Source organism: Mesorhizobium sp. M0016 (assembly GCF_040324035.1).
Taxonomy (GTDB): Bacteria; Pseudomonadota; Alphaproteobacteria; order Rhizobiales; family Rhizobiaceae; genus Mesorhizobium.
Genome location: NZ_JAMYVM010000023.1, coordinates 1 through 12,872, shown reverse-complemented (window position 1 = coordinate 12,872; position 12,872 = coordinate 1). Strand labels below are relative to the sequence as shown.

The following is a 12,872-nucleotide window of genomic DNA, read 5'->3' as shown; positions in this document are numbered from 1 at the left end:
AAATGATGGGCGCCAAATGATGACCGTGCTCGGCCTCACCGGATCGATCGGCATGGGCAAGTCGACGACGGCGAAAATGTTCGTCGACGACGGCGTGCCGGTGCATGACTCCGACGAGACCGTGCATCGCCTCTATGCCGGCAAGGCAGCACCTCTCGTCGAGGCGGCCTTTCCCGGCACCGTGATTGCCGGTTCGGTCGACCGCACCGAGTTGGCGCGCCGCGTGCTCGGCAACGCTGCTGCGCTGAAGACATTGGAGGCGATCGTCCATCCGCTGGTGCGGGCCGATGCCGATGCCTTTCTGGCAAGGCACCGCGCCGCCGGCGCGCCGCTCGTCGTGCTCGACATTCCGCTGCTGTTCGAAACCGGCGGCCGCAACCGTGTCGACAAGGTCGTCGTCGTCACCGCGCCGGCCGATATCCAGCGCGCCCGCGTGCTGGCGCGTCCTGACATGAGTGAGGAAAAGCTGGCGGCAATCCTGGCCAAGCAGGTGCCCGACGCCGAAAAGCGCCGGCAGGCCGATTTCGTCATCGACACCGGTGAAGGCATGGACGCCGCCCGCACCGCGGTCGGCGCGATCATTGCCGAGCTCTCAGGACGCTGAGCTCGCCTGCTAACTCCTGGGGGATAAGTCGCGCCCATCAGGCCCCTGACGGCAGGCTGTCGGCATTACCCATTGCCATTTTGTTCCGCTCCATGATTCTACTCCTCCAGGAGTAGGTTGATTCTATGCGTGAGATCATTTTCGATACCGAAACCACCGGACTCGACATGCGCGACGACCGCATCATCGAGCTTGGCGGCGTCGAGCTGGTCAACCGCTTCCCGACCGGCCGCACCTTCCACAAATTCATCAATCCGCAGGGGCGCGCCGTCCATGTCGAGGCGCAAGCCGTGCACGGCATCAGCGCCGCCGACCTCGTCGGCAAGCCGACCTTTGCCGAAATCGCCGAGGAATGGCTCGCCTTCACCGACGGCGCCAAGCTCGTCGCCCACAACGCCAGTTTCGACATCGGCTTCCTCAACACGGAATTCGGGCGGCTCGGCCAGCCGGCCATAGACACCGGGCGCGTCGTCGACACGCTGGCGCTGGCGCGGCGCAAGCATCCGATGGGCCCTAATTCGCTCGACGCGCTCTGCCGCCGCTACGGCATCGACAACGGCCACCGCACCAAGCACGGCGCGCTGCTCGATTCCGAGCTCCTGGCCGAAGTCTACATCGAACTCATCGGCGGCAAGCAGGCCGCACTTGTCCTCGACGCCGTCGTGGTGCAGCTCAACAGCAATGGCGACGTTGCCGATATCGACATCTCGATCGCCGCCAGGCCAATCGCCCTGCCGCCGCGCCTGACCGAGGGCGAGCGAGCGGCGCATGCGGGGCTGGTGGCGACGCTCGGTGAAAAGGCGCTGTGGCTGAAGGTGGCGGCGGGGTGAACGGATCGCGGAGGTAGCGTTCCGTCACACCCCTCTCTGGCCTGCCGGCCATCTCCCCCTCAAGGGGGGAGATCAGCAGCTTCGCCGCTCCAGCCCATTCCTGCAACGTCTAAATTTGGCGAAGGTCGCGATGACGGCCAATCTCCCCCCTTGAGGGGGAGATGCCTGGCAAGGCAGAGGGGGTGCTGTCCCGCCAGCATCTCAGTATACTAAAAGCCCGGCACGAAGCCGGGCTTTCAACTCATGCGCGTGACGCTTGCCTTCAGCTCACCTTGACCTTCGATGCCGCCTGGTCCTCGGCCAGCTTCTGCTGGAACATCTGTGCAAAATCGATCGGGTCGAGCATCAACGGCGGGAAGCCGCCATTGCGGGTGGCTTCGGCGATGATCTGGCGGGCGAACGGGAACAAAAGCCGCGGGCATTCGATGAACAGGATCGGCAGCATGTGCTCCTGCGGGAAGCCGGCGATGGCGAAGACGCCGCCATAGACCAGTTCGACATTGAACAGCACTTCCTGGTCGAAGGACGCCTTGGCGTTCAAGGTCAGATTGACGTCGAACTGCTTGTCGGAGAGCGGGTTGGCATTGACATTGACATTGATCGCAATGCCTGGGGCCTTGTCGCGGCCGCGCAGCGAGTTCGGCGCGCCGGGGCTTTCGAAGGACAGGTCCTTCACATACTGGGCAAGCACGTTGAGCGACGGCTGCGCCGTTTCGCCGTTGCCGTTGGCGGCGCCGACCGGCGCGTCATCTTTGCTGGCCATGAGCCTTGTTCCTTTTGCCTGGACAGCAGCGCTGACCGAATTGAAATCGGGCGTTGGCTAGCATGGTCGGCATGACAAGACAAGGTTTGCCGCCTTCAGGCCGAAGGGGTCGATGTAGCCTCAGTCGTCCTCAAGGCGACGGTCAGTCGTCCTTCAGGCGGCGCCACGGCGAGTTATGGTCGGGACCGCGCTTGAAATCGTCCTCGCGCGAATAGTCGCCGTCGTCGAGGTCGATGACCTTGTCGCGCGACCTACCGCGAAAACCGCCGGCGGTGAAATCGGTCGCGACGACGATGCGGCCCTTGAGCCTGCGCCAGGCAAGGTCGCGCACCGGCGGCAGGAACAGCAGCAGGCCGATAATATCGGTAATGAAGCCGGGGATGATCAACAGGATGGCGGCGACCACGATCATGGCGCCATGCGCGAGCTGGCGGCTGGGGTCGCCGCCGCCGGCCATCTCGGCGCGGACCCGCGCCATGACACCAAAACCCTGGTGCCGGAGCAGAAGCACGCCGGCAATGCTTGAAGCCAGCACCAGGCCGACCGTGGCGAGCGCCCCGACCTCGCGGCCGACAATGACGAAACCGGCGATTTCCAGCAGCGGCAGCGCAAGCAGGAACAGAGGAAGGAAGGAAATGCGCAAGTCTTGACCGATCGTTTCCATGTTTGCCGGGCGGCGCATAATCGCCGCTGGCACTGAGGCCGTTAGATAGGTATGCCTGCCTTTGATTTGAATGATTGCGCCATGCGTTCTATATGCTTTGCATGTTTAACGCCATGCGACCGCCGCCCGATTGGCTGGCGGTCCCGGCCAGGTCAGGGATTGATTGGCGAAAGATATGGGATTCTTCGACTTCGGCACCATTTTCTTTCTAATTGCGGCGGTGGTGATCTTTTTCCAGCTGCGCAACGTGCTTGGCCGCCGCACGGGCAGCGAGCGCCCGCCCTTCGATCCGTACACGGCCAGCCGCACCGAGAAGGACGCGACCCAGAAGCCCGAAAATGTGGTTTCGCTGCCACGCAAGCGCATGCCGGGCGAGACGGCTGCCGAGACCTATGCGGCCATCGATGCCTTCGCAAAGCCCGACACCGACCTCAACAAGGGCCTGCGCGCGATCAAGGATAATGATCCCTCCTTCGACCCCAAAGTCTTCGTCGACGGCGCCAAGATGGCTTATGAGATGATCGTCATGGCCTATGCCGATGGCGACCGAAAAACGCTGAAGAACCTGTTGTCGCGCGAGGTTTTTGACGGCTTCGTTGCCGCGATTGGCGACCGCGAGGCGAAAGCCGAAAAGATCCAGTCCTCCTTCGTCGGCATCGACAAGGCCGACATCGTCTCGGCCGAGATGAAGGGCGGCGAGGCCCACATCACGCTGCGCATCGTGAGCGAACTGATTTCGGCGACCCGCGACAAGGCGGGTGCGGTCATCGATGGCGATCCCGAGACGGTGGCCGAGGTCAAGGATGTCTGGACCTTCGCCCGCGACACACGCTCGCGCGATCCGAACTGGAAGCTGGTCGCCACCGAGGAAGAAGACTGAGCCTATGCATGTCGCCCGATGCGGGCAGCTTTTTTGGGATAGCGACATGCAGGCAAACATGGGCAGTGGCGAGGCTGAGGTGTCGCTCTCGCCGCTTTTCGTGGAAAAGTCCTTCGATGATCTTCCCGGTTGGAATTCCGATGACCATCTGCCCGCTTTCGAAGCCTTCCGCCGTTCGGCCTTTCATGTCCTGAACAAGCCCTACCGCACCGGTTCGTTGGGCGTCCGGTTCGACGCGTTTGCCGGCGCTTATGACGAGGCGCGCACCGTTTCGCCGGCGAATCGGTCGGCGGCCAAGGGTTTTTTCGAGCGCCATTTCGCCCCAGTCCAGATTCGATCCGAAAACCCCGGCCTGGTCACCGGCTTCTACGAGCCGGAGGTCGAGGCCTCACCAGTGCGCACGGATGAATTCACGGTGCCGCTACTGGAGCGGCCGGCCGACCTCGTCGACATCGATGACGCCAACCGTCCTCGAGGGATGGACGACTATCTCGCCTTCGCCCGCGATACGCCGCAGGGCCTGGTGGAGTATTTCGACCGCAGTGAGATCGAGAGAGGCGCGCTGGCCGGCCAAGGCCTGGAAATCGCCTGGCTTGCCGACAAGGTCGACGTCTTCTTCATCCATGTGCAAGGTGCGGCCAGGCTGAAGATGACCGACGGCCGGCTTTGCCGCGTCACCTACGCCGCCAAATCCGGCCAACGTTTCAGCGGTCCGGGGAAGATTCTCGCCGAACTCGGCGAAATCCCACTGGAAAAAGTGACGATGCAGTCTATCCGCGCCTGGTTCAGGGCGCATCCGGATCGCGTCGACGAGATCCTCTGGCAGAACCGCTCCTACATCTTCTTTCGCGAAGCCGATGTCGACGATGCCGCATCCGGTCCAATCGCCGCCGCCAAGGTGCCGTTGACGCCCGGCCGTTCGCTCGCGGTCGACCGGCTGCTGCACACATTCGGTACCCCCTTCTACATCGACGCTCCGTCGCTGACCGCCTTCGACGGAAAACCGTTCCGGCGGCTGATGATTGCGCAGGACACCGGCTCGGCCATCATCGGAGCGGCGCGGGGCGATCTGTTCGCCGGCTCCGGCGATGCGGCCGGCGAGATCGCCGGCGTCGTTCGCAATGCGGCCGATTTCTATGCCTTGGTTCCACGCGCTCTCGTTTCGGAATCGAATCGATGAGCAAGCGCCCCGATAAACTCAACGAAGACGATCGGGTGCTGTGGAACCTGGTGGCGCGCACCGCCCGACCGCTGAAGGGCCGGACCGCGGTCGAGATTCCCGACATCGTCGTAGACCCCAAGCCGGCACAGACGCCGGTCGCTGTCGGTCCGGTCCTCGCCGCCAAGCCGAAGGCGCAGCATGTATCGCACGCGCTGGACGAGCCGACATTGGACAAGCTGAAGAAGGGCCGGCTGCCGATCGAAGGCCGCGTCGATCTGCATGGCATGACCCAGGACGAGGCCTATTCGCTGCTGTTTTCGTTCCTGCACCGGGCCCATGCCGGCGGCATCCGCTATGTCCTCGTCATTACGGGAAAAGGGTCGTCGTCGGGCGGCGACGGCGTCTTGCGGCGCGCCGTGCCTGCCTGGCTGTCGACGCCTGCCTTCCGGCCGCTGGTCTCCAGCCACGATCACGCCGCCCGCAACCACGGCGGTTCGGGCGCGCTCTACGTTCGGCTCAGGCGAACCCGCTGATGACGCCGTTCGGCGAAAAACTGCGGGCGCTTCGAGCCGAGCGCGGCTTGCGCCAGAAGGACATGGCGCAGGCGATCGGAGTCAGCGCCGCCTATCTGTCGGCGCTGGAACATGGCCGCCGCGGCGCGCCGACCTGGACGCTGATCCAGAAGATCATCGGCTATTTCAACGTCATCTGGGACGATGCCGAAGAGCTGGCGCGTCTGGCCGAGGCCTCACATCCGCGGGTGAGACTCGATACGTCCGGCCTCAGTCCTGCCGCCACCGAGTTGGCCAATCTCCTGGCCGAGAACATCGAGAAGCTGAGCGAAGCCGAGCTTGCCCGCATCACCGCCTCGATCCGGGCCGCACTGGAGCGGCGTAAGTAGGGCGGCGCCAAGGCCACGAATGCTCATCAATAGCGCCGGCATTTCATCCTGAAGGCGATGCCCGCCGGCCGTTAGCCAGCGGGCATATAGCGAGATTACTTCGCGCCGGCCTGGCCGCCACGGCCGCCAGTGCTGTCATGATCGCCGCCGCGGCCGCCACCCAGGCAGTCCGAGGTGAGATCGCAACAGCGATTGCCCCACTGGTTGTTCTTGGCGCAGCCGGTCTGGTCGGCCATAGCGGATCCGGCCAGGGACGATACCGCGATGGCGGCGAGGAAAGCATTACGCAGGAAAGCAGTCATTTGAAGTCTCCATGGTTGGGTTTCTGTTTACGGCTGTGTGTCGCCGCTGGAGACGGTTTGGTTCACGCAGGTAGCGAAATTTTTTGAGGAGGCGTTTCGAGAGATAAGATTTCGAGGTCAGCGCTGCCCTCATCCGCCGCGCTGCGCCTATTTTGCAACGTTGACGATTGGCGAAATCACCGATGGCAGCATCTTTCTCCCCGTCACTATACGGGGAGAAATGCCCGGCAGGGCAATGAGGGGCAGCGCCGACTTGCGGTTATCTCGTGAAAGTTATTAGCCGCGGGCTTCCGACGAAGCTGTTCGCAGCGACGCGCTCACATGCATCGTCCTTATTTACTGAACCGCGCCGACCAGCACCTGCTGGCCGCCGCGGATCGAGACCCAGCGGCCGCTGTTGTCGATGGCCTGCCGCTTGAGGAAGCGATAGCCGGTGGCGTCCCAGATCTTCACCTTGTCGGTCAGATTGTCGAGGACGTAGTCGCCCTTGTCGGTGCGCACCGTCAGCACGGCATGGCCTTCGCCGTCCGGCTTGCGCACGACGGTGATCAAGAGATCGGCCAGCGACACGCCAGAGCGCGAGAGCTGGCGGCGCTTTTCCAGCACATAGTCTTCGCAGTCGCCGACGCCCTTGTCGGGATAGGCCCAGACCTCGTCCTTGCCATAGATGTCGTAGTCGCTCATCGGCTTGACGGCGGCGTTGACCCTTGACGTCACGTTGATCAGCTTGCGCATGAAGGCGTCGGTCATCGCGGCGGGGTTGAGGTTGCTCGGCCGGATCGAGCATTCGCCGGGCTGGGTTTTACAGAAATCATAGTGGCCGATCGGCTGCGAGGTCATGCCGCCCGTCGCCATGGCGCCGCCTGCAAGTGCCGGCACTGCCCAGCACGCAGAGATCGCCAGCCCTGCTGCCGCCCACAAGCGCAGCGTCCGTGCCATCGGTGAGGAAGTCATTGTCCCCGTTCGCCCTTGTTCTTAACGAAAGGTTAAAGGGGATTTACACTCCGTGTCAATTATCGGGGGAGCCAGATTCTTCGGCATGGTTACCCGCGCCCGCCCAACAGCGTCTATTGTGCAACAGAACGCCTGTGGCGCGCAAAATCGCCCCGCTTTTGCGGGCAATGCACGCTGCAGCCGGATCGAGCCTCAGCCTTTGGCGGAGCGGACCAGCTTGGGTTTCACCGCTACGCGTGTTTGGCGGCCGTAGCTTGTGATGAAATCGACGATGCGCGGCACGATTTCCGAGCGGAATCGCGACCCGTTGAAGACGCCGTAATGGCCGACGGCCGGCTGCATGTAATGCGCATGCCGGTCAGCCGGGATGTTGGGGCAGAGATCGTGGGCGGCCTGGGTCTGGCCGAGACCGGAAATGTCGTCGTTCTCGCCTTCGACCGTGAACAGCGCGACATTGCGGATCGCCTTGGTGTCGACCACCTCGCCGCGATGCGTCATCTCGCCCTTGGGCAGCGCATGGCGCACGAACACCGTGTCGACGGTCTGCAGATAGAATTCCGCCGTCAGGTCCATCACCGCCAGATATTCGTCGTAGAAATCGCGGTGCTTCTCGGCATTGTCGCCGTCATGCTTGACCAGATGCATGAAGAAGTCCTTGTGGGCGGTGATGTGGCGGTCGAGGTTCATGCTCATGAAGCCCGACAGCTGCAGGAAGCCAGGATAGACTTCGCGGCCGAAGCCCGGCACCGGCCAGGGCGCGTGCATGATGACGTTGTCGCGGAACCAGTCGATGCCCTTTTCCTTGGCCAGAAGATTGACCGCGGTCGGATTGCGGCGGGTGTCGATCGGCCCGCCCATCAAGGTCATGGTCGAGGGCACGAAGGGATCGCCGCGCTTTTCCATCAGCGCCACCGCTGCCAGCACCGGCACCGAAGGCTGGCACACCGCCATCACATGGGTGTCCGGCCCCAGCGCATGCAGCATGTCGATGATGTAGTCGATATAATCGTCGAGGTCGAAATGGCCGTCGGTCACCGGCACCATGCGGGCATCGACCCAGTCGGTGATGTGCACGTCGGCATAGGGCAGCATCGCCTCGACCGTGCCGCGCAGCAGCGTCGCATAATGGCCCGACATCGGCGCCACGATGAGAAGCTTGGGGTCGGCCTTGCGCCCGGCGGGCACCGACCGCTCGAAGTGGGTGAGATTGCAGAACGGCCGCGACCACACGGTCTTTTCGCTGACCTCGACGCTCTTCCAGTCGACCACGGTCTTGCTCAGGCCGAAATGCGGCTTGCTGTAGCGGCGCGTTGTGCGCTCGAACAGTTCGGCGGTGGCAGCGACCGAGCGGCCCCACGGCGTATGCGAAAACGGATTGAGCGGGTTGGTGTAGAACAGCCGCACTGCATCGGCATAAAGCCGCGCGGGCTGCAGGGCGGCATGGTTCATTTCATAGAGCTGGTAGAACATCAGGTACTCCGCAGCTGCCGTGACCGAAGGGACGACGGACAGCGCCGAGCCTTGAATGTCTCGCGCGGAGGTTAACAAGATATTGCTGCGATGCAATACGTCACGTGGCGTGACATATGCCAATCTTTCGTCCGAGGCCTTGAGAAACCGCGTTGGGCGGGTGCAGCCGGCTCAATGTGCACTGCAAAATGCAAGGCTGTTGGACACGGGGCAGGATGCGTCCGGCCCGATCGGGCCGGACTTGGACAGATCTAGACGCGCGCCATGCACACCGAGGTATGGCCCGAGCCGATGAAGCCGAGCTGGCCGGCGGCGCCCTTGGACAGGTCGAGCACGCGCCCTTTGATGAACGGTCCACGGTCGTTGATGCGCACGATGACGCTGCGGCCATTATTCTGGTTGGTCACTTTCAACTTGGTGCCGAAAGGCAGGCTGCGGTGCGCGGCGGTCAGCGCCGACGGGTTCATGCGTTCGCCATTGGCGGTCCTGGAATGCAGTGCGTACCAGGAGGCGCGGCCGCACTGGCCGGCGGCGGAGGAGGCGGATGCACCGACCATCAGGCCAGCCGCGACCGTTACCGCGACAAGCGCGGTCTGGTTTGTTTTCTTCATGTTGGGGGGATTGGCTCCGTTTTCGACAGACCCCAGCCGTTAAGTGCCGAATAAGGCGGGAAATGCGGCAAGCATCGGGCAGTTCCGTGGCACTGGCACACGTTTGGAGTCGCTGGGAAACAGTTTGTCAGGCATCTTTCGTGTGGCGCGGCCGTATCGACAGCGATATTGCGAGCTGTTTCACAGATTCCGTGAGCAAGGCAGGACGTTATAGTACAAGTAGAAGAGAGCGCGATTGGGCGCCGTCCTTTCGCTCTGTCATCACGGTCATGGCGCAGTTGACGATCGACTTCGGAAAGGAATCTTGGCGATGAGACTGTTCAGATATCTGCTGGCGCTGATCGTGCTCGCCATTGGCGCGCTGTGGTCGCTGCAGGGCATTGGCGTGGTCGGCGGCAGTTTCATGACCGGCCAGTCGCAATGGCTCTATATCGGCATCGTGACCATGCTGGTCGGTTTCGCCGGGCTGGTATGGGCGAGCCGTTCGCGGGGGTGAGTTGCGACGAAAAATCGACCCACACAGATCGACCCCCACTCCGTCGAGCGTCGCCCGACACCTCTCCCCCGATCGACGGGGGAGAGGAAAGGCGCGAGCCTTGCAGGGGCGCGAACTTATGCGGCCTGGCTCCCTTCCCCTCCCTCCGGAGGGGGGAGAGGTGGCGCCGCGAAGCGGTGACGGAGTGGGGGAAGGCGCTGGTCAAACCCGCAGTCGCAAACAGGGCCAACCCGGCGAGCAAGAAAACAGCCACCCCATATTGCCGGTCCATTCTGTTACCTATCTATCCGGTTCGGATAGAATGCCCTGCCCGCGATAGGCTCTACCCGAACAGCTGATCCAGAATCCTGCCCTCCAGCCTGGCAAGCTCGACCGAACCGCGCCGGCGCGGCCGCGCCACCGACACGTCGAGATCGAGCGCGATGCGGCCCTCGTCGATCACCACCACCCGGTCGGCGAGCGCAACCGCCTCGGCGACGTCATGCGTGACCAGCACGGCGGTGAATTTTTGCTCCAGCCAGATGCGTTCCAGAAGCTGCTGCATTTCGATGCGGGTCAGCGCATCGAGTGCGCCGAGCGGCTCGTCGAGCGCCAGAATCTTTGGCTGTCCGATCAGTGCACGCGCCAGCGCCACGCGCTGCTTCTGGCCGCCCGACAGCACCGAGGGCCATTCGTCGGCGCGGTCGGCGAGGCCGACTTCACCCAGTATGGCGAGCGCGCGCCGCCTGGCTTCCGCACCGGTGGCAAGCCCGGTCAGCCCGACTTCGACGTTTTTCACCACGCTGGCCCAGGGCAACAGCCGCGGCTCCTGGAACATGAAGCGGCTCTCTTCCCCGGCGCCGGCCTTCGCCTCCGGCCCGAATGTAAGGGATCCAGCGGTTGGCCGATCGAGCCCGGCCAGCAGCCGCAACAGCGTACTCTTGCCGCAGCCGCTCTTGCCGATGACGGCCACAAACTGTCCGACGGGCACATCGAGATCGATGCCGTCGAGCACGACCTTGTCGCCAAAGCGCTTTTCCACGCCCTTGAAGGCAAAGGCGCGCTGCCTTTCGACGGCCTCCTCCGGCCGTGACGGTTCCGGCGCGGCGACGAAGGAACGGATGGCGGTCAGGCTGGCGGTTGGCATCGAACCCTCAGGCGTTCTGGAAGGCGGGATGCCAGCCGAGCGACAGCCGCTCGAGCAGGCGGGCGAAGCTGTCGGCAAGCTTGCCGAGCAGCGCATAGATCAGGATCGACAGCACGACCACATCGATCAGCAGGAATTCGCGTGCCTGCATGGCCATGTAGCCGAGGCCGGAACTGGCCGAGATGGTTTCGGCAACGATCAGCGTCAGCCACATGATGCCCAGCGCATAGCGCAGGCCGACGAAGATCGCCGGCAGCGCGCCGGGCAGGATCACCTGAAAAAACAACGCGCGGCGGTCCATGCCGTAGACCCTGCCCATCTCGACCAGCTGCGGGTCGACGCTCTGGATGCCGAGCAGCGTGTTGACGTAGATCGGGAAGAACACGCCGAGCGCCACCAGGAACAGTTTTGCTTCCTCGTCGATGCCGAACCACAGGATGACCAGCGGGATCAGCGCCAGATGCGGGATGTTGCGGATCATCTGCAGCGTCGTGTCGGTCAGGCCGCGGCTGAGCGCCGACAGCCCGTTGGCAAGGCCGAGTGCAAAGCCGATCGAGCCGCCGATGGCAAAGCCGGCCAGCGCGCGCAGCGTGCTGACGCCGATGTTCTGTATCAGCTCGCCCGATAGCGTCAGCCGCCAGAAGGCCTCGGCCACCGCGCTCGGCGCCGGCAGCACATTGGCCGGCATCACGCCGGCGCGGCTGGCGGCTTCCCAGCCAATTATGACCAACGCCGGCAGCAGCCAGCCGATGCCGTTCTGTTTGGCCCGTTGAGCCAGGCTCATGACGACGCCTGAAGGCGGTTGGCGCCGTGGAAGCCGACGGCGAATTCATTGGCGATGTTCTCATGCGCCCGTGCCCGCCTGGTGCCCAGGCCGAGACGCGGGAACAGAAGCTCGGCGACGCGGTAGGCTTCCTCGAGATGCGGGTAGCCAGAGCCGATGATGGTGTCGATGCCGATCGCCTGATATTCGCGGATGCGCTCGACGATCTGCTCCGGCGAGCCGACCAGCGCGGTGCCGGCGCCGCCGCGCACCAGGCCGACGCCGGCCCACAGATTGGGCGAAACCACCAGCCTGTCGCGGCGGCCGCCATGCAGTTCGGCCATGCGCCGTTGTCCCACAGAGTCCATCTCCTTGGTGAAGCGGGCCTGGGCATTTTCGATCTGGGCATCGGTGACGTGGCTGATCAGCCGGTCGGCGGCGCGCCAGGCCTCTTCCTCGGTCTCGCGCACGATGAAATGAAGCCTGATGCCGAAACGCAGTTTGCGGCCGCGCCGTTCAGCCTTTTTGCGCGCCGCGCTGAGTTTTTCCGCCACCTGCGCCGGCGGCTCGCCCCAGGTCAGGTACATATCGACGAGATCGGCGGCGAGCTCCTGGCCGGCATCGGACGAGCCGCCGAAATAGAGCGGCGGCCGCTCCTGTTGCGGCAGAAGGTCAAGGCGGCCATTGTCGACGCGGTAATATTTGCCGTTGAAATTGACGCTTTGGCCCGACACCAGCGCGCGCCAGATGGTTAGGAACTCCTGCGCCTGGGCATAGCGCTCGTCATGCGGCAGGAACACGCCATCGCCGGCAAGCTCGGTCGGGTTGCCGCCGACCACGACGTTGAGCAGCAGGCGGCCATTGCTCAGCCGGTCGAGCGCCGCGGTCTGGCGCGCCGCGAAGGTCGGCAGCGTCACGCCGGGCCGCAGCGCCACCAGGAATTTGAGCTTTTCGGTCAGCGCCGCTAGTCCGGAAGCGGTGATCCAGGAATCCTCGCAATTCTGCCCGGTCGGCAAAAGCACGCCGGGAAAGCCGAGCCGGTCGACGGCCTGTGCGATCTCCTTGAAGTAAGCGAACTCCGGCGGCCGCTGCAGCTGTTCGGAGCCGAGATAGGAGCCGTCGCCATGCGTCGGGATGAACCAGAAGAAATCGAGCGGGCCGGCTTGCGGGCTTGATGAAGCGGTCATGGCGAAATCCCTGAAGCTTGAAACGGCAAAGGCGCCCGGCGGTTTTACCCCCGGGCCCCACCGGGAATTTAAATTTACCCCGGGGGGGCCCCCCCCGGGGGGGGTTGGCCCCCCGGTGGGGGTTAGCGTTTTCGTTTTTAATCGGAACGGGGGGGGCGG

Annotated in this window: 16 protein-coding genes; 7 read left to right on the top strand and 9 right to left on the bottom strand. The window is 63.9% G+C overall.

All coding sequences use genetic code 11. From position 1 onward, the window contains the following. The first annotated feature begins 19 nt into the window (after positions 1–19). Positions 20–604, top strand: coding sequence for a dephospho-CoA kinase (gene coaE / locus NKJ88_RS26160; RefSeq protein WP_352446162.1), 585 nt, complete (start codon positions 20–22; stop codon positions 602–604). Between the two features lie 125 nt (positions 605–729). Next, positions 730–1,434: a DNA polymerase III subunit epsilon gene (gene dnaQ / locus NKJ88_RS26155; protein WP_023698097.1), complete on the top strand. Its 705-nt coding sequence runs from the start codon at positions 730–732 to the stop codon at positions 1,432–1,434. Positions 1,435–1,696: 262 nt separating this feature from the next. Here the strand turns inward: dnaQ and secB are convergent, their stop codons facing one another. Beyond that, positions 1,697–2,197 (bottom strand): protein-export chaperone SecB, encoded by a 501-nt coding sequence (gene secB, locus NKJ88_RS26150; RefSeq protein WP_023672105.1) that lies wholly within the window; start codon positions 2,195–2,197, stop codon positions 1,697–1,699. Between the two features lie 142 nt (positions 2,198–2,339). Next, the gene (locus NKJ88_RS26145; protein ID WP_023714414.1) at positions 2,340–2,840 is read right to left on the bottom strand and encodes an FxsA family protein; all 501 of its coding nucleotides are present in this window, start codon (positions 2,838–2,840) and stop codon (positions 2,340–2,342) included. A 196-nt stretch (positions 2,841–3,036) separates the two neighbouring features. Here NKJ88_RS26145 and NKJ88_RS26140 point away from each other — a divergent pair, with 196 nt between their 5' ends. The 4 genes from NKJ88_RS26140 (at position 3,037) to NKJ88_RS26125 (ending at position 5,804) form a co-directional block, all read left to right on the top strand. Then, positions 3,037–3,741 carry a Tim44/TimA family putative adaptor protein gene (locus tag NKJ88_RS26140; protein WP_023672103.1) on the top strand — a complete coding sequence of 235 codons (705 nt, stop codon included), beginning with the start codon at positions 3,037–3,039 and terminating at the stop codon, positions 3,739–3,741. Positions 3,742–3,820: 79 nt separating this feature from the next. Continuing rightward, positions 3,821–4,921 carry a murein transglycosylase A gene (mltA, locus tag NKJ88_RS26135; RefSeq protein ID WP_352446160.1) on the top strand — a complete coding sequence of 367 codons (1,101 nt, stop codon included), beginning with the start codon at positions 3,821–3,823 and terminating at the stop codon, positions 4,919–4,921. After that, positions 4,918–5,436, top strand: a complete 519-nt coding sequence (locus tag NKJ88_RS26130) for a Smr/MutS family protein (RefSeq protein WP_023672101.1) — start codon at positions 4,918–4,920, stop codon at positions 5,434–5,436. Before mltA ends, NKJ88_RS26130 begins: the two co-directional genes overlap by 4 nt. Beyond that, on the top strand, positions 5,436–5,804 hold the full coding sequence (locus tag NKJ88_RS26125) for a helix-turn-helix domain-containing protein (protein WP_023686054.1): 369 nt from the start codon (positions 5,436–5,438) through the stop codon (positions 5,802–5,804). Before NKJ88_RS26130 ends, NKJ88_RS26125 begins: the two co-directional genes overlap by 1 nt. A gap of 95 nt (positions 5,805–5,899) precedes the next feature. Here NKJ88_RS26125 and NKJ88_RS26120 read toward each other — a convergent pair whose 3' ends face one another. The 4 genes from NKJ88_RS26120 to NKJ88_RS26105 all read right to left on the bottom strand — a co-directional run bounded on the left by NKJ88_RS26120 (position 5,900) and on the right by NKJ88_RS26105 (position 9,141). Further along, positions 5,900–6,106 (bottom strand): hypothetical protein, encoded by a 207-nt coding sequence (locus tag NKJ88_RS26120; RefSeq protein ID WP_023672099.1) that lies wholly within the window; start codon positions 6,104–6,106, stop codon positions 5,900–5,902. Positions 6,107–6,442: 336 nt separating this feature from the next. Further along, complete coding sequence (locus tag NKJ88_RS26115) at positions 6,443–7,060, bottom strand: transglutaminase-like cysteine peptidase (RefSeq protein ID WP_352446121.1); 618 nt, start codon at positions 7,058–7,060, stop codon at positions 6,443–6,445. Between the two features lie 192 nt (positions 7,061–7,252). Beyond that, a complete protein-coding gene (locus NKJ88_RS26110) occupies positions 7,253–8,530 on the bottom strand; it encodes a polyhydroxyalkanoate depolymerase (RefSeq protein WP_352446119.1) in 1,278 nt (425 codons plus the stop codon). A gap of 251 nt (positions 8,531–8,781) precedes the next feature. After that, positions 8,782–9,141, bottom strand: a complete 360-nt coding sequence (locus tag NKJ88_RS26105) for a septal ring lytic transglycosylase RlpA family protein (protein ID WP_023710327.1) — start codon at positions 9,139–9,141, stop codon at positions 8,782–8,784. 310 nt (positions 9,142–9,451) lie between these two features. On the opposite strand from NKJ88_RS26105, the gene NKJ88_RS26100 reads away from it, so the two are divergent. Beyond that, entirely contained in the window at positions 9,452–9,637 is a 186-nt protein-coding gene (locus tag NKJ88_RS26100) for a hypothetical protein (protein WP_023710328.1), read from the top strand. 322 nt (positions 9,638–9,959) lie between these two features. On the opposite strand, the gene NKJ88_RS26095 is transcribed toward NKJ88_RS26100, so the two are convergent. The 3 genes from NKJ88_RS26095 to ssuD are packed head-to-tail and all read right to left on the bottom strand — an operon-like array spanning position 9,960 to position 12,713. Then, a complete protein-coding gene (locus NKJ88_RS26095; RefSeq protein ID WP_023742008.1) occupies positions 9,960–10,763 on the bottom strand; it encodes an ATP-binding cassette domain-containing protein in 804 nt (267 codons plus the stop codon). Positions 10,764–10,770: 7 nt separating this feature from the next. Beyond that, on the bottom strand, positions 10,771–11,547 hold the full coding sequence (locus NKJ88_RS26090; protein WP_023692926.1) for an ABC transporter permease subunit: 777 nt from the start codon (positions 11,545–11,547) through the stop codon (positions 10,771–10,773). Continuing rightward, entirely contained in the window at positions 11,544–12,713 is a 1,170-nt protein-coding gene (ssuD, locus tag NKJ88_RS26085; protein WP_352446116.1) for an FMNH2-dependent alkanesulfonate monooxygenase, read from the bottom strand. The genes NKJ88_RS26090 and ssuD overlap by 4 nt, the downstream gene beginning before the upstream one ends. Between the last annotated feature and the right edge of the window lie 159 nt (positions 12,714–12,872).